This is a genomic window from Candidatus Goldiibacteriota bacterium, from assembly GCA_016937715.1.
Classification (GTDB): Bacteria; Oederibacteriota; PGYV01; order PGYV01; family PGYV01; genus PGYV01.
This window is the reverse complement of sequence record JAFGWA010000021.1, coordinates 20,926-40,291: the sequence shown is the minus strand read 5'-3', so window position 1 is coordinate 40,291 and position 19,366 is coordinate 20,926. Positions and strand designations below refer to the sequence as shown.

Sequence of the window (19,366 nt, the reverse complement as noted above, 5' to 3'; positions counted from 1 at the left end):
CTATTATCCCACAATTTGAAAAGAGGACATTATTACTTTGCCACAAGAGGACATTATCACGTTGCTGTTACAGATTGGAAACCGCGAAAAACAACCCATAAATCTATATAAAAAAGTATTAATACATGGTATTATCTGTAAAACAATTAAAGGGGTAAGGGATTGAAAAAAACAATTTTACTGACGCTTATGCTCGCCGTATCTTCATTAATATTGGCGGAGGACACCTCCGGACTTTATACATTAAACAACTGGTGGGAAGGCAGTTATACAAAACGCCTTGCTTTAGGAACGGTTGCGTATGGCTTTGAAGACGGCAATAACACTTTTGACCTTTATAATATGGGGTTTCCTGCCGCTTTTGTGACACGGACAAGAAAAAATGTTATCTCCCTTTCCACAAACTACCAGACCTCCCCCGAACCGTTAAGGATGATTTTCGGCAGTGATACAAATTCAATCACTTACTGGTTTGACAAGAATAATGTAATAAACGCTGACTGGAGATATAACCGCGAGTATGAACCCGGCAGATTTTACCCTTATACTAACCCTTATTCATCTTACTCATCTTATAACGACACCACTTACACAGCAGCCGGAGATTCTTCATCCGATTCAAAATATTTTAATACGGGAAGTATTGAATACATATTAGATTTGAATGATTTAAGTTTTGGCATAAGAGTTTCCAATTATTTTAATTACAGAGAATCTGAATATTCAACATATAAAAATGCTATCTCAGGAACCGGAGAATCTTATTTATATTCCGGAATCCATATAAACGAAGACCGCCTAACAACTTTTCTGTTTAGCGCTGCATCTCAATTTTCCATTTTAAATGTTTCTTTGAATACCGGCTTTCTGCACGGAGAGTCAAAAAATCTGCATGTTTATCAGGATATCCCGTTGCACCAAAACTATGATTCCATACATGTTTTCGAACAGATATTTTTTGATCTGGGCGCAGGGATTCGTGAAGAATCATTTGAGCTTTCATTTAAAATATCACCCCGAATAACAACATACGAAAAACAAAATGACTATTATAGCCCTGCAGATAAATTGCTGTCCGAACTGAAAGCCAGGTGGAGAATGACCGAATGGCTTAATATTTACAGCGTATTTGCGCAGGAAGGTTTGACCCTTGGGCTTGAATATACCAGTTCCGCCGTTAAAGCCTGTATTGAAATTAACAGGCGTAACAAATATGCCGGCATAGAAACAGAATTCATTGATAACTTTATATTAAGATTAGGAGCAGGCAAAACAGAATCAGAATATGTTTTATACAGCCCGTATTCTGTGGATACCGCGGATATGCATCCTTCTTATGAAGACATATTTATTACAGGCGGATTTGGTTTTAAAAACAGCAATTTTAAATGCGATTTATCCTGCAAGTGGACTCCCGTAATTGACACATATGATTATTTTGACCTTTATAACAATACCCGGGCGGATATATTCAATTTTTCTTTAACAACAAAGTTTTTCTGGGATTGATATTAATAAAAGTACAGGCTTCCGGTTCTCCTCCCTTAACACTTAAATATACTTTCCACTTTACCCATATTGTGATATCATTTGCCCTGCAAAAAACAACAAGGCGGTAACATGGACGGAATTTTACTTTTATACAAAGAAAAAGGGCCCACTTCATTCAAAGCCATAGAGCAGGTTAAAAAACAGATTAAAATAAATAAAATTGGGCACACCGGCACCCTTGACCCGATGGCAGAAGGCCTTCTGGTTGTGCTTTTGGGTAACGCTACCAAGATAGCGGATTATGTGGATGATACCAAAGAGTACGAAATGCAGATTCAGTTTGGCGCGTCAACTGATACAGATGACGCCATGGGCAAAGAGATAAACACCCTGCCGGTGCCCGCGGATTTAGCGGATAAAATAAACGCTAAAATACCTGATTTTACAGGCAAAATCATGCAGATTCCGCCCGCTTATTCCGCTATTAAAAAAGACGGAAAAAAACTGTACGAACTTGCCCGCGCCGGCAAAGAAGTAAAACCGGAGCCCAGGGCAGTGGAAATATTTTCAATTGAAGTTTTAGAAGTTCTTGAAACCACAGCCCGCCTTAAGGTGGCATGTTCTTCCGGTACGTATATGAGAAGCCTTGCCCGCGATTTAGCAGAAGCCATTAATACCTGCGGCCACCTTTCATATTTAAAACGTACCAGAATAGGAAAATTCAGCAGTGACAACGCCCTGACATTATCGGCTATTGAAGATTTACAAAAACACATAATTTCCATCAACGACACCCTATATAACGTAAAAGAAGCCCCTATAAGCGCGCCGGAGCAGTTAATGTTAAAAAACGGGATCGCGTTAAAGAACAGGTTTGGTTTTAAGCCCGGTGAAGTAATCAAAACAGTATTTGACGGCAAAGTATTGGCCATGTGCACGGTTGAAGGAAGTGTTTTAAAAATAAACAGAGGAATAGAGATTTAATATATTATCCGAAAAATTAAACCCTATTCCGTGACGTACGTGGAATAATACTTTTTCTCCCCGCATTCTATTGCCGGTTTGGCAAACTGCCACTTTCCTTTTATCCCAAGTTCATTGCAGGCAAGTTCAAAGTGTTTCATGGCTATGCCAATGTCTATTGTCTGCCCAAACTGAAATTTATACGCGGGTGTATATTCAAGATAAAAATGAAATGTATTGCCGGCTTTTATAATTCTCCACGGCTGCTGGTTGGATGCCGAAGGGCCTATTCTTACGCATTCAAGAGCCTGCTCAAACCCGCCCGAGGCTTCTTTATTTAAAGATTTTGTAAAATCACCTTCAAAAAACAGCATATTCCAGTGTTTACGCGTGTCAGATTTTACAAAGACCCTCATGGCTTTATCTTTAAGCCGCCTTTTTTCCACGGCGTAACCCACAGGCGTTACCGCTATCAACTCTTCATTTTCTTTAAGGTTCATGGCAGCGCTGAAACCAGCTTTATCGTATGTTACACCCATCCAGCACGTACCCAATCCCAGTGATGTGCATAAAAGTATCACTTCTTCAAGAATATAACCTACATCCGCAAGCGATTTGTCTTTTTTCTCCGCAGCCGCTGTAATAAATACTTTTGCCCCTTCAATTGTCCCGTAAGTTCCCAGTTTCATCGCCTTATCAGCATCCACAGCTTCTATATCCACCAGTACCATGCGGACTTTAGCGCCAAAAGGGCCTGTTTTATCCCCTTCAATTGCCTGCTTTAACGCGTTTATTTTTTCCTGTTCTATGTCCATATCCTTAAACGTGCGCCACGAAGCCCTGTCTTTCATTATCTGAATTGCGTTCTGCATAAAATCTCCCGGTTTAAACCATTAACTTTTTAATTCTTTTTACGCACCTGTCTTTACCCACAATTTCAACTAAGTCAAACAATCCCGGCCCCTGCGTGACACCGCTTAACGCAACCCTTATCACATGCATGTACACTTTTGATTTTATGCCCGCGGCTTCCATATCCACCCTTACGCGTTCTTCAACTTTGGCTTTATCTTCCGTTCCTTCTTCTTCAACTATTTTCAATAACACTTCAAGCACTTTTAAGCGCTCTTCCGAATTCTTTTCCCATACCTTTTGCGCTTCCGGCTGCATTTCAACATCATCCCTAAAAAAGTACGACGACAGCGCTCCGATTTCGTTTATCAGTTTTAATTTTTCCTGCTGTACTGCAACCACTTTTTTAAGATAATCCCTTTTTGACACCGCTTCTGCCTGCGTTATATACCCGTCATTTATAAGCTGCGGAATGCAAAGGTCTGTTAATTCATCAATACTTTTCTTTCTTATATACATGCCGTTAATCCACTGAAGTTTCTGGTCGTCAAACATGGCGCCCGCTTTGTGCACGCGCGTAAGGTCAAATTCGGATATTAATTCTTCCATTGTCATAATGTCCTTGCCTGATTCCGGCGACCAGCCTAAAAATGCAAGATAGTTAACCATTGCCTCTTTTAAATAACCCATTTTTCTGTAATTTAATACCGCTGTTTCGCCGTGCCTTTTGGAAAGCTTGCTTTTGTCCCTTCCCAGTATCAGGGGGATGTGCGCGAATTTTGGCACCTGATATCCCAGCGCTTTGTACATATGTATCTGCTTTGGTGTGTTTGAAAGGTGGTCTTCGCCGCGTATGACGTGGGTAATACCCATATCCGCGTCGTCCACCACGACTACAAAATTATAAATAGGCATGCCGTCCGCGCGCAAAATTATCATGTCATCCAAAACGGAATTGGCTGTTTTCACATCGCCCCTTATCATGTCTTCCACTATTACTTCGCCGTCTTTGGGTACTTTTAACCTTACAGTATATGTTTTACCCGCAGCTTCATTTGCTTTTACCTGCTCCGGCGTTAAAAGCGCGCATCTGCTGTCATATTTAAAAGCCCTTTTTTCAGCCTCCGCTTTTTTTCTTTCGGCATCAAGTTCTTCTTTTGTGCAGAAACATTTATACGCCTTGCCGTCCGCGATTAATTTTTCCGCGTGTTTATGATATACATCAAGCCTTTTAGTCTGGTAATACATGGAATCATCCGCGCTTTTTCCGGGGCCCTCATCCCAGTCCAGGCCAAGCCATTTTAAAGAATCAAGTATTTCCTGTTCCGACTCTTTTGTGGAACGTTCTTTATCCGTGTCTTCTATTCTTAACACAAATTTACCACCCTGCCTTTTGGCAAAAAGGTAATTAAAAAGCGCGGTCCTTGCACCGCCTATGTGAAGGTATCCTGTGGGGCTTGGCGCAAAACGGACTTTAATCATTGTAATCTCCTTTTTAAAAACAGCACTTTAACAGTTTAAGCAGTTAAGCTATAGCGGCTGCAAACCGCAATATTTACAAATAAAAACAGCCGGCTTATATCGCCGGCCGCATATTTTTAATAATTAACCGTTTTTTATTTCTGCGCGGCAGATTCCATTTCACAGCTGCCTTCAAATATTACGCCTTCCGCCATGACTATCTTTGGGGTTTTAATGTCTCCGTAAAGTTTTCCGGTATGCATAAGTTCAAGTTTTGCCGCGGCAATTACATCGCCCGTTACCTTGCCCGCGATTACGGCAAATTTGCATTCAACATCGCCTTTAATAACCGCGTTTTCGCCTATTATGACTCCGGCATCAGTTGTGACATTGCCTTCCACTTTGCCGTCTATGCGTATTGTGCCTTTGGTATTTATATTGCCTTTTACTTCACAATCCCTGGCAATAACAGTGGCCACATTTGATGATGAAAACATTTTGTCCGCCTTATTTATTAAGCGCGGTTTCTTCGCGCATATATCTTACAGGGTTAACCGCAACTCCGTTAAGCCTTACTTCATAATGAAGATGCGAAGCGGTTGACCTTCCGGTGCTGCCCATATATCCAAGTATCTGCCCTTTCTTAATATGCTGCCCTTTTGTCACCACAAAATTTCTTAAATGCCCGTAACGGGTGGTATAACCGTTCGCGTGATTTATAAGGACAACATTACCATATCCGCGCTCAAACCCGGCGCCTGTAATAACGCCGTCTGCCTGCGCCTTAATCGGCGTGCCTTCATCATTTGCTATATCCACACCTTCATGAAAAGTAAGCGCGCCTGTAAAAGGGTCCATTCTTGAACCAAAACCCGCGGTTATCCAGCCTTTAACGGGCCAACCCGAAGGCACAGCTGTCATCCTTGCCCGCTGTTCGGTTATGTATTTTATTATCTGCTGGTAGCTCTGCTCTGACTTTCGCGACTCTTCGTCAATAAATTTCGCGGCAAGCGCGAATGAATCTGTTTCTATGCTGCTGTCCCTGTCTTTAATGTGCTTTTCAAGCATCTGCGAATCTATATTTGTGGGCCCGCCGAAACCTGTATATTTAATTATGCCTTCCCTGCTTTTCAGTTTAAGCATTCCCCTAAGCTGCCCGTCAAGCTCTGAAATTCTTTTTACAGCTTCCCTGGCCCTTAAGACTTCCGCGGTGAAAACTTTATGCTTCTGATTAAGGTATTTGTTGTATTCAATTGTGGCCCTGTAATTGGCATGCCTTGATATGATAAAAGCGGAAACAGCTATTCCGGACACCCATAATAATAAAAGTGCGGCAAAAACGATTCCGCTTAATCTGACACTTACCACTTTAGAATTGTCGTCGGGAACAAGCATAATTGTCAGATGCTTTTCCCTCTTTTTAAGCTTCATTACTTACCCCCTGACGGTACCGCGGGCCCCCGCCCTTGATTAATCCGCCATTCAGACAAACAGTTTATTTTACTTGTTTGCTTCAACAAGTTTTTCTTTTAATTCAGGAGAAATATTTTCAATATCTTCCATTAATATCTTAACTTTTCCGCCGTCAACTTTTGTGCCCTTAAGGAATGTTAATTTAGCCGCTTTAAGCTTTGTTAAAAGCATATCAGCATATTTTCTGGGAGCGTAAATATAAACATCAGCGCCGTCATCATTCGGATAAGGTTCAAGTGAAACCCTTACAAGCGACCCCGGATAAAGCCTTTTCGCCTCATTTTTCAACCTTTCAGCAATTGCTTCTGCCTGCGTTGCGCCCATTCTAAGCCTCCTTAAAGAATAATTTTAGTTTATACATATTCCTGTTCAATAAATTTATTATAAGTCAATTATATGGGTATTGTCAATAGTTTATCATTTGCATGGCAGGGCATGGAGTTTCTTAATGCAAAACAGGTGTTAACAAGTTACAAGTAACAGGTTACAGGGTAAAAGTGGCAGGTTACAGCTTACAAATAACAAGCAAACAATAAAAAAAGTTACAGATTACAAATTATAGGTTTGTTTCACCTGTAACTTGCAATCTGTAACTTGTTACTTGCAGTTTCTCACCTGTAACCTGTTACTTGTAACTTGTTACCTGTTATCTAATCTCTATCCCGCCAAATACCGCGTTTGCTTCAACTTCAATCGCGGGAGAACCTTCTTTATAGGAATCTGTATGATAGATAGTTGTTCCAAAAGCCGCAGTGTTGCCGTTTGGAAGCATTACGCCCCCAAATGCCGCGCTTCCCTTTATTTTATATGGTTTTGCCTTGTCAATTTTCACCTTAACCCCGCCAAAAACCGCGTTAAGTTCAATTCTTGCCCCGCCGGGCTGTACCTGAGTTAAATCAATATTTGATGCACCAAAAATTGTTGAGTATTCGCCGGAAATATCATTACCTTCAATGTTGCTTTCAGAAAACATTGTTTCCCTTCCGCTCTGTGATATTCCGCAGCACTTTTTGAAAGCTCCCGGAAATAGAATACTTATACCCACAAAAATTACAAAAGCGGCAAACAGAATTCTGAAAAGCGGCAGTATTATGCCAAAAGCCTTCAGCATAATGCTTATCCCGATAAGTATGAAAAAAACCCCCCAAAACAGTGACCACACATGCATTTTCATTTTCCTCCTCCACATATTAAATTATTTTACATAAAGTAATTTTATCACCGCTTTCGCGTTTGTCAAATAAAATCAGTGACAAGTGACAGGTGACAGGTTACAAGTTACAACTGAAAACTTGTTACTTATTACCTGCCACTTGTAACTTGCAACTTGTAACTTAATCTTACATTTGTTATATTATTTTCAGGAGGCGAAAAATGAAAACAATAATACCTGCTTTTATTCTGTGCTTTATCTTTATTTCATGTGCCTCTATGTCCGACTATGAAAATACCCTTAAAAATTTTAATTACCCCAATAAAATTCCGGCATCCGGCCTGATAAAAATGGAAGACGGCTATTTTGAACAGGAATTAAAACCCGGCTCTATGAATATGGCACAGTCTTCATATATCTGCGGGGCGCACGGCGACCTTGACGGCGATTCCGTAGAGGATATGGCATCTGTAATCGCGGTTTCAGGCTCCGGGGACGGCACATATTATTATCTGTACATACTTGTAAAATCCGGAGAAGAGTATAAATATAAAGCCAGCGCGCTTTTAGGCGACAGGATAAAAATTAAAACTGTCAAGATAGGCAATAAAAAGATAGGAATTCAGTACTTAACGCACGGCGCTGATGATGAAAAAAACAATCCCACTGTCAGCACAACTTCAATTTTCGCCCTTTACGGGGACAGAATAAAAAAACTTAGATAACGGAGGGTAATAATGACTGAAGAAAATGCATCATTAAAAGAAACACCCAAAACGCCAAAAACGGTTGAACTGGCGGTGCTGTTTACGTTTCTGGCGATTATGACGGGAATGACAGAATTCATCCTTGAACTTGCCGGAATAGGACAGCAGACTATAGAAATGGAAAATTATGAGATGACGGCGATAATCGGTTTTGCGATAAATTTTATATTCATGATTCTGTTTTTAAAAAAGCAGAACTGGGCAAGAATACTGTTTACGGTATTTTTCTTTCTTGGGCTGCTGGCACTTGTGCCGATAGTGAAAGAGGAGTTTAAAAGCGACCTTATAGGGGCGGCTTCCAGTATACTTCAGACAGTTTTTGTACTTATTGCCATAATGCTGCTTTTTTCAAAGAGTTCCAATACATGGTTTAAGAAAAATAAAACTGCAATACAAAAATAATTTTGTTATAAAACTTAAAAATTATTTTTTATAAATTTCAGGAAAATACGAAGCGGGCGCAAGCCCGCTTTTTGCTTCTTCTTCGTTAAGCTCCCCGTAATACAAGTCCATAAGCCCTTTGGGTTTGTACTCCCCTGATATCACTTTCTTCATGCGTTCAACCCTTTGCTTATTGGCTTCCGGTTTATTTATCACATGAAAAGTCTCCGGCGCTATGACCATTGCCAGTATTGACAAAAACTGCTCTGTATGGATTTCTTTAAATGATTTTCCATAAAAAGCCCGCGCCGCTTTTTCAAAACCGATTATAACGGCGCCATTATGCTTTCCAAGATAAGCCTGATTTAAGAAAAGCGTAAGCTGGTCGTTTTTTGAAACCAGCGCGTTTAAAGCGTATTTTGACACAAGCATAAGTTTAAGCTTTCTTATGCCGGGTTTAAACTTTTTAAAATAAAACTTTTTGCCAAGCCCCTGGGTTATTGTTGTGATGCCCGCTCCGGGTGACTTTAAGTCTATTCCGTCGTGCGTGAAAAAAGCCGGGTCTTCAATTGCCAGTATGGCGTCAAGCCGCTCTTTGCTTAAATCCGCGTAAGTAATTACCGCGTTTTCAAGCAGCGGTTTTACAATCGCGGGGGTATCAGAACGTGCCTTTAAGACAACAGTGGAATAATAAATAATAACCGCAGCAATAACAATCAGCAATGCCTTCCCCGTGAGTTTTAATACCTTTTTCATTTAATCTCCACAAATACCGGGGCGTGGTCAGAACCGGTCACATCGCTTAATATACCGGCTGATTTTACCTTTGATTTTAATTCTTCATTAACATAAAAGTAGTCTATCCTCCAGCCAATGTTGCGCTGCCGGGCTCCGCTTTTATAATCCCACCAGGTATAATTATTACCGTCTTTATGAAACATCCTGAACGTGTCCGCATAACCTTTAGACACAAGTTTATCAAGAAACGCGCATTCCTGCGGCAGAAAACCTGATGTTTCCCTGTTTTCTTTCGGCCGCGCAAGGTCAATTTCCTTATGTGCCGTATTCACATCGCCGCAGATAATAATATTCTTTTTCTTTCTGTTTTTCTCGGCATTTTTCAGAAACTCTTCATAGAAGGCCAGTTTCTTTTCAACAAATTCCGGGCCCCTGCCGCCGTTTGGAAAATAGATGTTATACAGGAAGAACGTTTCATACTCCGCTATTATTGTCCTTCCCTCGTCATCAAACTGCGGTTTGCCAAGGCCGTATTTTACGTTTACAGGTTTTTGTTTTGACCACAGCGCCGTCCCGCTATACCCCTTTTTGACAGCCGATGACATGCAAAAGTTATATCCTTTGATATTTTTCAGTTCTTCAGGAAAAGTATCTTCCTGCGCCTTTGTTTCCTGCACGCAAAATATATCCGGATTCTCTTTTTCAATAAACGGCATTAATATACTTTTATTATGCACCGCCCTTATTCCGTTAACATTCCAGGAAATCAATTTCATTTAAACTCCTTTTCACACAGGTTTCCGGTATTAGTATCAATTTTTTCGTTTTGGTAGCCGCGCCTTTTAAGGCGCGTTGTTTTTATTTCGCGTTTGAACTGCCCCGGGCTAAAGCCCGCGCCTACCAGATCTAAACAAAGCATCCAAGCATCCAAACTTCCAAGCATCTACCCGTCCCTCTATTTCTTCTTCCCCTGATTTTCCACTTTTTCTATCGCCTTTTTTATCTCTTCGGGATCGCCAAGATAATAATGATTTACAGCCTTTAAATTGTCATCCATTTCATAAATTAAAGGTATGCCTGTTGGTATATTAACCTCTGTTATTTCCTCATCCGGGATATTATCGAAATATTTTACCAGCGCGCGCAGGGAATTGCCGTGCGCCGATATTATAACTGTCCTTTCTGATTTTACGCGGGGCGCGATATTTTTCTCAAAGTAAGGCACAACCCTTGCAACCGTGTCTTTAAGGCACTCTGTTGAAGGTAATAATGCCGGGTCAAGGTCTTTATAAAGCGCGTCATTGGCAGGATGGCGCGGGTCGCTTAATTCCAGCGCCGGCGGCCGTATATCATAACTTCTGCGCCATATTTTAACCTGTTCTTCGCCGAATTTTTGCGCCATTTCAGCCTTATTTAATCCCTGAAGCGCGCCGTAATGGCGTTCGTTTAATTCCCAAGCCTTTACGATTTTTATAAGTTTTATATCCATATCGTCCATGACAATTGAAAGGGTTTTAAGCGCGCGGATAAGCCTTGAAGTAAAAGCTATGCCAAAACTTAAACCCGCTTTTTTTAAGGCGCCGGCGGCAGCGTGGGCTTCACTCACCCCTTTTTCAGACAGGTCAACATCAGTCCACCCCGTAAACCGGTTTTCCTTATTCCACTGTGATTCCCCATGGCGTAACAATATAAGTTTATACATAATTTTATTATACAACAAATGAGACAAATTTATCCCATAGACTTTTAACCCATATCCCATATATAAGTACCTATCCCATAAACTGTCATCCCATATCCAAGAAACATAAACACTTATCCCATATTTATTATTTAAATTTTTATATATGGGTTATGGGATTAATTTATGGGTTAAATCTTCATCTATGGGTTATGGGTTAATAGTTTATGGGATAAGTATTTATGGGTTAAATAATTTTATGTATTCCCCATACCCTTCCTTATATAAATCTTCTTTGGGTATGAATCTTAATGAAGCGGAGTTGATACAGTATCTCTCTCCTGTGGGGTTAGGCCCGTCGTTAAACACATGTCCAAGGTGCGAGCCGCCTTTTTTGCTTTTAACTTCAACGCGCGTCATAAATGCACTTTTGTCCTCTTTTTCTATTACTGATGCTTTATCAATGGGCTTTGTAAATGACGGCCAGCCTGTGCCCGAATCAAACTTGTCTTTTGAACTGAACAGCGGCTCTCCCGTCACCACATCAACATATATACCCTCTTTGTGATTATCCCAGTATTCATTTTTAAAGGGAGGTTCTGTGCCGCATTCCTGCGTCACCTTATACTGCAAAGGAGTAAGTTTTTTCTTAAGGTCCGGTTTTTTTTCATCTTTCCATGTTTTCTTTAAAAACGCTTCCCTTCCGGAGCCCTTTTTGTACATCCCATAATGAAAAGGATTTGTCTTGTAATAATCCTGATGATATTCTTCGGCATCATAAAATTCCGATGCCGCCCTGATTGACGTCACAATTGGTTTATTAAATATCCCGGATTTTTCAAGTTCAGCTTTTGATTTTTCCGCGGCTTTTTTCTGCTCTTCATCCAGATAAAACACAGCAGTGATATACTGGCTGCCCTTATCCGCAAACTGGCCTTTAGCGTCAGTAGGGTCTATCTGATGCCAGAATATTTCAAGCAGCCTTTCGTATGATACTTTTTCAGGGTCATATGTAACTTTTATTGCCTCTATATGCCCTGTGCTTCCGGTGGAAACCTCTTCATACGAGGGGTCTTTTGTAGACCCCCCGGTATAACCAGCCCTTACATCAATCACGCCATTTTCCGCTTCAAACGGGCCTTCCATACACCAGAAACATCCGCCCGCAAATACCGCTGTTTTATTCATATTATTCACCGCTCCCTTCGCCAATATGGCTGCACCTGTTAAAACCAAAACCGCTGTGATTACCATAATTTTTTTCATTTAATTCTCCTGTATATCACCTTTGTAGTGATATTATAGCAGGCGTATATTGAAAAGTCAAGTTTTTGGGGGGTGCAGCAGAATATATTCTTATCCGTTAAAGTAGAGACGCATCATGATGCGTCTTGCATTTGAAATTTTAAAAGCAGGAGACGCAATATATTGCGTCTCTACATTAAAGACATCTAGTGTTCGTTAACATAGAGACTCATCATTATGCGTCTTGCATTTGAAATTTTAAAAACAGAGACGCAATATATTGCGTCTCTACATTAAAATACAAACCGTCCGCAAAAAAAAAAGCCGCGGGTACGTGCGACACACATACCCACGGCTTTAAACCTGTTATATTATTATTTAATAATTAATGATTCTGCGGTTGCTTCTTTTGGTTTTGGGACTTCAAGAAGATCAAGTATGGTGGCGCCAATGTCAGCCAAAATCCCTTTAGGCCTTAACTTTATCCTGTCCGCGTCATCTGCGGCGTAAATAAGCTCTACCGGATACGTGCTGTGCGCGGTCTTTGCGGCGCCTGTTTTTTCGTCAGCCATTTCTTCAGCGTTGCCGTGGTCAGCTGTAATTAATACCGCGTAACCGGCGTCAAGCCCTGCCTGTGTGACAAGCCCTGTACATTCATCCACAACTTCAATAGCCTTTTTTGCCGCTTCAAAAACTCCCGTATGCCCCACCATATCGCCGTTTGCAAAATTAATCGCGATAAAATCATATTTACCTGTTTTTATCTCTTCAATCACCCTGTCTTTTACAATATACGCTTCCATTTCCGGATGCTCCGCGTAGGCGGACGCGTCAAAACGCCCTTTTATTTCTATGCGGTCCTCGCCTTTATACGGTTCCAGCATCTTGCCGTTAAAAAATGAAGTTACGTGTTTAAACTTCTGTGTTTCCGCGATGCGCAGCTGCTTTAAGCCTTTTTTAGATATCTCTTCACCCACAAGATTCACCATATCGCCGCCTTCGTCAAGCGGGGGCAGTACATTAAACTTAAACGCGTCATAATACCTTGTAAGCCCGCAGTACGCGATGTCCGGTTTTTTATCCCTTTTTCCGGGGTACACGTCATCTACAAAAGCGTTGGTAAGCTGAATAGCGCGGTCCTGCCTGTAATTAAAGTGAATGACGCCGTCGCCGTCTTTTATTCCGGGGTAATTATCAATTACTGTAGGCGGAATGTATTCATCCGTCATGTCTGTGCCGTCCGGAACCTTGTCATTTTTATAACTTAATTCAATCGCTTCGCGCGCTGTTTTTGCTTTTCTGCCTTCGCATTTTACAATGCAATTAAACGCCTTGTCTGTAAGGTCCCACTGTTTACCGCGGTCCATTGCGTAATATCTGCCCATCACAGTACCTACAACGCCTTTATTATATTCCTTAAATTTTGCTTCCAGTTTTTCAAGATAGGTAAGCGAAGAACGCGGGTATGTGTCGCGGCCGTCAGCAAAGAAGTGCACATAAACGTTTTTTATATCCTGCGCCGCGGCTTCCTTTATTATGGCGAAAAGATGTTCCTGATGCGCGTGAACGCCTTCGTCCTGTACAAGCCCCATTACATGCAGGGCGCCTGATTTTTTTGCCGCTTCAAATACGCGTTTCATATTTGGGTTGCCGAATACCGTGCCGGCTTCAATAGCCTCATTGATACGCACAACTTCCTGCTTTACAATCCTTGCCGCGCCCATATTAAGATGTCCCACTTCTGAACTTCCCATATATCCCGCAGGAACACCTACAGATAATCCGGACGCTTCAAGAACTGTATTTGGATATTTTTTTAAAAACGCGTCAGTATACGGCTTATTCGCTTTTTTCACGGCGTTAAATTTTGAATCCGGCCCTATACCCCATCCGTCGCGGATAATAAGAATTACTTTTTTTGACATATCAAAACCTCCGGTTATTATCGCAGATTGCCGCAGGCAAGCCGCAGTTTTTAAGCAGGTCATATAATACAACAAAGGCGGGGTTATGTAAACAACGGGCTTCGCCGTTGGATGCTTAGAGGCTTGGATGCTTGGATGCTTGGAAAATCTGGTTGAAGCGGTCATGCGCAGTGAAAATCCACACCCTGAAGCGAATTTATATAACTATAAAACAGGTACAGCTAAAATCTAAACAACGCGCCCTAAAAGGACGCGGCTACCACTAATTAACCCATACTTACTTATGGGATATTGGTTAAACGGTTATGGGATAAGTCTTTAAAAAATATCCCGCAACCTTTTACCTTATTACAGTGTCTAATATAATGAAGAACACAAGTCGTGACGCTTTACAACGGAGTGTGCGGCCATGAAGGTAAAAATAGCCAAAATAAACATTCAGAAAAAGCCTTCAGAGATTACCTTAAAAGAACTTCTTGAACTTGATGCAGTAGAAGAGCCGTTTTTGGGCACACTTTGCGACCTTGATAAAGATGCATTCTCCACTGAAATAGTCCAGATTTCCTCCCGGTCTTTAAGGACAGTTTATATAAGCGAGAATTAGAAAGCCGAGAAACCGAGGGACGGATGCACAGAGGGACAGAGGGACGGAAGTAATACCAAACATACAAAACAACACCGCGCGGGCTGAAGACCCGCGTCTACCAATACAAAAATTCCATAAACTTAATGCGTGCGCTGAAAAAATATGCATAACCCGAATAAAAATTAATGAGTAACAGAGATTTTCCCGACCATCCGCGCATCTGTACATCCGTCCCTCAATTATTTACTTGTTTTCCTTCATCTTACCCAGCGCTTTAAAAACCTTTTCTTTTACCTCTTTTATTGTGTTTTCATTTTCCGCGGCGATGCCGATTACAAATGGCATCTTTGAATAGTATTTTATCTTCGCGTTTCTTATATTTTGTCCGGGGTAAAAATTACCGTAAAAACTTAACTTTTGTTCAGAAATGTACTTTAACTTCTTTTTCATATTATCCTTGTCTTTTGCCCATCCTAAAAACACAAGATATGACGGCGATCTAAGGGCAATTGAACCATATTGTTCCATATCTTCATCCTGTTCTATTTTAAAGGTTAAACCGGCTTTTTTTAAACCGTCAACAGCGCCTCTTAAATCTTCATAAAAACCTTCCGGCGCCTTATCAGCCTTTACCCATAACACGCGTTTGCCTTCCATATAAACAATTTCATCCGTGGGTTGATTCTTAAATTCTTCCGAATAAACCTGCGCGACGCCTTCCCTTTTATTATCCGCCATTTTCCCGTTTACACTTTTATTGCCATTTTGATAATAACAGTTAAAACCAGAAGCGTTTCCGGCGGAATAACCGTATTCACATTCAACGCAGCCTTTACAGCGGCTGTAAAAAGTCTTTACAGCGCCGTCAAGTTTTCCGTTTTTATAATTTTCTTCCAGAAAAGGCGTATCTCTGCCAATTGTCCACAAAACTTTACCGTCAGCAAATTCATTGTCTTTAAAAACAACATTGGCATGCCGGTGTTCCGCGTATGAAAACTCCCATTCTATTTCAGCAAGCCCATTTAAAGCCTGCCCTTCTTTTTGGACAGTTCCGTCATCCTTATATGTCCATACAGCTATCTCTTTATATTTTGAGTCTTTAAAAATCAATTTATTTTCATCAAGGTTCTTGACGGCATGAATAACAGGTTCAGCGGAAAAAGCCGGAATAACAAAGATAAAAAACAACAGAGACACAACAAAAAAATTTTTCATAGACACCCCTCCATATTTTTTTATAATATTAACAAAAAAATATAAAACATCAAGTTTTTTTATCTGTTTATCTTTTTGCGGAAATTCGCGAGGAGATATTGCCGAAGGTGTCTGTCAGGATTGTGTCTTTATTATCGGATAAATATTGCACAAGCTCCCTGTGCGCCTGTTTTGTGACGGAGATATAGTCGCCTTCAATCCCGTGGAATAAAAATACAAGCCACATCCCGTTTTGCGCGGCTTTTTTTACCATTTCTATCATTTCGGCACTATTACATTCCACGCCAAAACACGGCACTTCGTACAGGTCAACAGATACCGGGTCAGCGTAAATACTATAAATACCCCTTGCAGCCGCGAATTTTTCTTTTATCAGGGGTTTATAGCTTATCTCCCTGTTTTTGCCAAGCGAGCTCTGTCCGCAGGGATAAGCAAATACATATTTATCAGCGTTGTAATTAAATTCATTATTAACTATCCTTAAATTTTCATCTATCTCTTCACGCATCCTTGCCATATCATAATCCTGCAGCGCGAAGCCCTTTGGCACAAAATCAAAAGAGATGTCGCAGGGGTGGTTTATGGTGTGAATTCCTATTTCGTGGCCGGCGCCGGCAGCACCGCGCCACGCCGGATATTTGGCGGGATTTTTTAAAGCCTCTCCTGATACAAAAAAAGTGCCTTTTAATCCAAATTCATCTAATGCCGGGACGCCGTATTTTAACTGCGAATCAAGGCCGTCATCATAGGTCAGGCTTACCATAGCCCTGTAATCAATACTCATCTTACAGGCTTCTTCATAATAACCGCGGCTATCCGCTGCATTATTTTTTTTGCCCCTTCAATGTTCCATTTCCAGTCAAAGGGCCTTATTTTCCGCAGCAGGTATAAAGGCCTAAAGAGAAGTTTTTTATATATGTGATTCCTTAATCCCTTTAAATCATCCGCCGTAAGCGCCTGAGTCCTTATTACGGGTTCTTCCGCCAAAGGAAAATATTTTGACCAGTCCTTTGTCAGCAGAAAGCCGTTTTCTTCGTAATATTTATAAATATCCGTATTGGGAAAAGGCGTGGAAAAACATACCTGCGTGTAGAACGGGTCTATCTCTTTTATGAATTTTATTGTTTCGTTAACGGTTTCTTTTGTCTCGCCCGGAAGCCCTATTATCACAAGCGCGTAAAACATTATTCCTAATTCCTTGCACCATTTGGCGGCCTGACGTATATCATCAAGCGTCACGCCTTTTTTAATGTTTTTCAGGATTTCCGCGGAGCCGGTTTCCACCCCTATTGCTATTTCTTTCATGCCCGCGCGTTTCATGGCTTTTAACATTTCATATGTTACAAGGTTTGCCCGCGTGCAGCAAACCCATTCAAGCGTATTAAGCCCTTCTTCTTCCATCCTTTTAGACAGCTCTTCCACCCTGCCGCCTTTAATGGAAATGGTATCGTCAAAGAACAGGAATGATTTTATGCTGAAATTTGCCTTTAAATATTTAATTTCCTGAATTACGCTTTCAATGTGCCTTTCCCTGCAGCGCGACTTTCCATAAGCACAGAACGTGCAGTTAAACGGGCAGCCGCGGGTTGTCTGAATAAGCGCGAAGGGAGCGGACATAACACCGGTATGATAAGGTTTAAGCGACGGCAGTAATTCATAAGCTGGAAAAGGCAGGTTATTTATGTCGCTTATTTCCGCGGCTTTTTCATTTGTAGATACGCGCCCGCCGCAGTGAAAGGATATGCCGGGCACTTTTTCCAGAAAAGTTAAACACCCTTTAGCCCTGTTTGCAGCGCTTAAAAGCCATTCATCAGGGTGCATTTCTTTTGTTTTTTTATAGCCAAACACTTCTGTACATAATTTACTTATTACAGCTTCAGGTTCCGAATCTATAAAAACATCCACAAAATTCTTCTTAAAAATTGAATCCCTAATCTCCGGAACATCCGCGATTATCTTATTTCTAAGCACAGTCAAAGCGCCAAGTCCGTGCGCTATTTTTAAAATTTCCAGATCCTGTTCCTGCGTATCAAAACCGCAGCGCGAAACTACAATATCAGGGGAGAATTTTATTATTTCTTCTGTCACCGTCTGAATCGTAACATCAAACCCGTTAGCATCAATCAGTTTTACCTCGTAATCAGAGTCTTTATTAATCATTGAAGCCATATATAATAATGAAAGCGGCGGATATACAGACCCCATATCCTTGTGTTCAAATCTCTCTTCCCTTACCACAGGATAACCATCCACCCGCGGCGGGTTAATAAACATTACTTTAAGTTTTAAAATAACGCTCTCCCATACTTGATTTATGTTTTACAGATTGAATATAACACCCGGGGGGATTTTTGTAAATTCACAAATTGCCGCGGCTATAACTTTCACATTCTATAAAAATAATTTATTCTTATACATAAACATAATCTGATTGGTTTTTTTGACACACGCAGGTTTTTCATCATAATATAAAAAAATTTATTAACACATTTCATTTTCATACTTAATTTATAAACTGATTAATTCCCTGGATATTTCCTGTACAAGGCGCTTTGACGCGCCGTTGGGCGTTACAATATCAACTTTTTTCCTTAGTTTTTTTCCAAGATAATCAGACGCGCCGATTAAGCTTAGCAGGTCTGCCTTTTTATCAAATGAAACAAATAAATCAACATCACTGTTCCTTTTTTGATCGCCTCTGGCATATGAACCAAACAAACCAATTTTCACAACGCCAAACTCTTTACGGAGTGTGTCTTTTTCGCTCTCTAAGACTTTAAGTATTTTATTTTTACTCATATTTTACCTCTGTTACAATTTCACAACAAGAAATTATAGCCTTCTGAAAATGCATTATAATTATATCAAAATTTTATAAAAATATAATTTCATCGGCTTCGTTTTTTCGTATAAACGGATATTTATCCCTGCCGGTTCCGCGACAGATACTCCGGCTTCCGCGTCTTTCAAAATTCTAAAAATCTGTGCTTCTGCGAACCCGCTTCTCTTCATATCAAAACCTCCTGATACCGGTAGTTTTAACACTTAATTACTCTAGTTTCAAGTGGTCCGATTTTTGGGTGTAAGATCAGAGTGTCTAAGCAAATTATATCCGAAATCGCTTTCGTTGTCTACACGAATATCCAATTTTTGTGCAAAAATAAGATTTTGTTAGTTTTTAAGGGTGTATTTTTATCGATTTGGCATCCGCGTAACTTTAGCCCGCTTTTAATTTAGTTTGGAGGATAAAACAACATTGCTACAAATGGCAATGCTAATATTAACAAAAAATGGATTAAAAGAGAAATATGTGTTAAAACCACAAATAATACTCTTGATGATTTAATAGATATTACAAACAAGCTAACAGATAATAACAATAAAACTATTGTCAATGAAAGATAAATAGAAAATATAAATTTGCCGTCTTTAACA

Annotated in this window: 20 protein-coding genes; 5 read left to right on the top strand and 15 right to left on the bottom strand. The window is 40.5% G+C overall.

The features are described 5' to 3' along the window. Nucleotides 1–162: 162 nt before the first annotated feature. Together JXR81_02725 and truB are read left to right on the top strand one after the other, a co-directional pair. Entirely contained in the window at nucleotides 163–1,509 is a 1,347-nt protein-coding gene (locus JXR81_02725; protein MBN2753763.1) for a hypothetical protein, read from the top strand. Nucleotides 1,510–1,620: 111 nt separating this feature from the next. Further along, a complete protein-coding gene (truB, locus tag JXR81_02720; GenBank protein ID MBN2753762.1) occupies nucleotides 1,621–2,475 on the top strand; it encodes a tRNA pseudouridine(55) synthase TruB in 855 nt (284 codons plus the stop codon). A 23-nt stretch (nucleotides 2,476–2,498) separates the two neighbouring features. Here truB and JXR81_02715 read toward each other — a convergent pair whose 3' ends face one another. The 6 genes from JXR81_02715 to JXR81_02690 all read right to left on the bottom strand — a co-directional run bounded on the left by JXR81_02715 (nucleotide 2,499) and on the right by JXR81_02690 (nucleotide 7,414). After that, on the bottom strand, nucleotides 2,499–3,326 hold the full coding sequence (locus JXR81_02715) for a nitroreductase family protein (protein MBN2753761.1): 828 nt from the start codon (nucleotides 3,324–3,326) through the stop codon (nucleotides 2,499–2,501). A 13-nt stretch (nucleotides 3,327–3,339) separates the two neighbouring features. After that, complete coding sequence (locus tag JXR81_02710; protein MBN2753760.1) at nucleotides 3,340–4,794, bottom strand: glutamate--tRNA ligase; 1,455 nt, start codon at nucleotides 4,792–4,794, stop codon at nucleotides 3,340–3,342. A gap of 128 nt (nucleotides 4,795–4,922) precedes the next feature. Next, on the bottom strand, nucleotides 4,923–5,264 hold the full coding sequence (locus tag JXR81_02705; protein ID MBN2753759.1) for a polymer-forming cytoskeletal protein: 342 nt from the start codon (nucleotides 5,262–5,264) through the stop codon (nucleotides 4,923–4,925). A gap of 10 nt (nucleotides 5,265–5,274) precedes the next feature. Continuing rightward, a complete protein-coding gene (locus tag JXR81_02700) occupies nucleotides 5,275–6,198 on the bottom strand; it encodes a M23 family metallopeptidase (GenBank protein ID MBN2753758.1) in 924 nt (307 codons plus the stop codon). Between the two features lie 69 nt (nucleotides 6,199–6,267). Next, nucleotides 6,268–6,564: a hypothetical protein gene (locus JXR81_02695; protein ID MBN2753757.1), complete on the bottom strand. Its 297-nt coding sequence runs from the start codon at nucleotides 6,562–6,564 to the stop codon at nucleotides 6,268–6,270. A gap of 322 nt (nucleotides 6,565–6,886) precedes the next feature. Next, nucleotides 6,887–7,414 (bottom strand): hypothetical protein, encoded by a 528-nt coding sequence (locus JXR81_02690; protein MBN2753756.1) that lies wholly within the window; start codon nucleotides 7,412–7,414, stop codon nucleotides 6,887–6,889. A gap of 200 nt (nucleotides 7,415–7,614) precedes the next feature. Here JXR81_02690 and JXR81_02685 point away from each other — a divergent pair, with 200 nt between their 5' ends. Both JXR81_02685 and JXR81_02680 read left to right on the top strand, forming a co-directional pair. Further along, nucleotides 7,615–8,118 (top strand): hypothetical protein, encoded by a 504-nt coding sequence (locus JXR81_02685; protein ID MBN2753755.1) that lies wholly within the window; start codon nucleotides 7,615–7,617, stop codon nucleotides 8,116–8,118. 12 nt (nucleotides 8,119–8,130) lie between these two features. Then, nucleotides 8,131–8,562, top strand: coding sequence for a hypothetical protein (locus tag JXR81_02680; GenBank protein MBN2753754.1), 432 nt, complete (start codon nucleotides 8,131–8,133; stop codon nucleotides 8,560–8,562). Nucleotides 8,563–8,583: 21 nt separating this feature from the next. On the opposite strand, the gene JXR81_02675 is transcribed toward JXR81_02680, so the two are convergent. The 5 genes from JXR81_02675 to JXR81_02655 all read right to left on the bottom strand — a co-directional run bounded on the left by JXR81_02675 (nucleotide 8,584) and on the right by JXR81_02655 (nucleotide 14,130). Then, the gene (locus JXR81_02675) at nucleotides 8,584–9,297 is read right to left on the bottom strand and encodes a transglycosylase domain-containing protein (protein MBN2753753.1); all 714 of its coding nucleotides are present in this window, start codon (nucleotides 9,295–9,297) and stop codon (nucleotides 8,584–8,586) included. Beyond that, nucleotides 9,294–10,055: an exodeoxyribonuclease III gene (gene xth, locus JXR81_02670; GenBank protein MBN2753752.1), complete on the bottom strand. Its 762-nt coding sequence runs from the start codon at nucleotides 10,053–10,055 to the stop codon at nucleotides 9,294–9,296. The genes JXR81_02675 and xth overlap by 4 nt, the downstream gene beginning before the upstream one ends. A gap of 179 nt (nucleotides 10,056–10,234) precedes the next feature. Further along, nucleotides 10,235–10,981, bottom strand: coding sequence for a 2,3-diphosphoglycerate-dependent phosphoglycerate mutase (gene gpmA / locus JXR81_02665; GenBank protein MBN2753751.1), 747 nt, complete (start codon nucleotides 10,979–10,981; stop codon nucleotides 10,235–10,237). 219 nt (nucleotides 10,982–11,200) lie between these two features. Further along, the gene (msrB, locus tag JXR81_02660; protein MBN2753750.1) at nucleotides 11,201–12,226 is read right to left on the bottom strand and encodes a peptide-methionine (R)-S-oxide reductase MsrB; all 1,026 of its coding nucleotides are present in this window, start codon (nucleotides 12,224–12,226) and stop codon (nucleotides 11,201–11,203) included. A 353-nt stretch (nucleotides 12,227–12,579) separates the two neighbouring features. Then, nucleotides 12,580–14,130: a 2,3-bisphosphoglycerate-independent phosphoglycerate mutase gene (locus tag JXR81_02655; protein MBN2753749.1), complete on the bottom strand. Its 1,551-nt coding sequence runs from the start codon at nucleotides 14,128–14,130 to the stop codon at nucleotides 12,580–12,582. A 409-nt stretch (nucleotides 14,131–14,539) separates the two neighbouring features. Between JXR81_02655 and JXR81_02650 the strand changes: the two genes are divergently transcribed. After that, nucleotides 14,540–14,734: a hypothetical protein gene (locus JXR81_02650; GenBank protein MBN2753748.1), complete on the top strand. Its 195-nt coding sequence runs from the start codon at nucleotides 14,540–14,542 to the stop codon at nucleotides 14,732–14,734. Between the two features lie 225 nt (nucleotides 14,735–14,959). Here JXR81_02650 and JXR81_02645 read toward each other — a convergent pair whose 3' ends face one another. The 4 genes from JXR81_02645 to JXR81_02630 form a co-directional block, all read right to left on the bottom strand. Beyond that, nucleotides 14,960–15,931 (bottom strand): hypothetical protein, encoded by a 972-nt coding sequence (locus JXR81_02645; protein ID MBN2753747.1) that lies wholly within the window; start codon nucleotides 15,929–15,931, stop codon nucleotides 14,960–14,962. 67 nt (nucleotides 15,932–15,998) lie between these two features. Further along, nucleotides 15,999–16,715, bottom strand: coding sequence for a polysaccharide deacetylase family protein (locus JXR81_02640; protein ID MBN2753746.1), 717 nt, complete (start codon nucleotides 16,713–16,715; stop codon nucleotides 15,999–16,001). Continuing rightward, the gene (locus JXR81_02635; protein MBN2753745.1) at nucleotides 16,712–18,184 is read right to left on the bottom strand and encodes a radical SAM protein; all 1,473 of its coding nucleotides are present in this window, start codon (nucleotides 18,182–18,184) and stop codon (nucleotides 16,712–16,714) included. Before JXR81_02635 ends, JXR81_02640 begins: the two co-directional genes overlap by 4 nt. Before the next feature lie 255 nt (nucleotides 18,185–18,439). After that, complete coding sequence (locus JXR81_02630) at nucleotides 18,440–18,730, bottom strand: nucleotidyltransferase family protein (GenBank protein MBN2753744.1); 291 nt, start codon at nucleotides 18,728–18,730, stop codon at nucleotides 18,440–18,442. Between the last annotated feature and the right edge of the window lie 636 nt (nucleotides 18,731–19,366).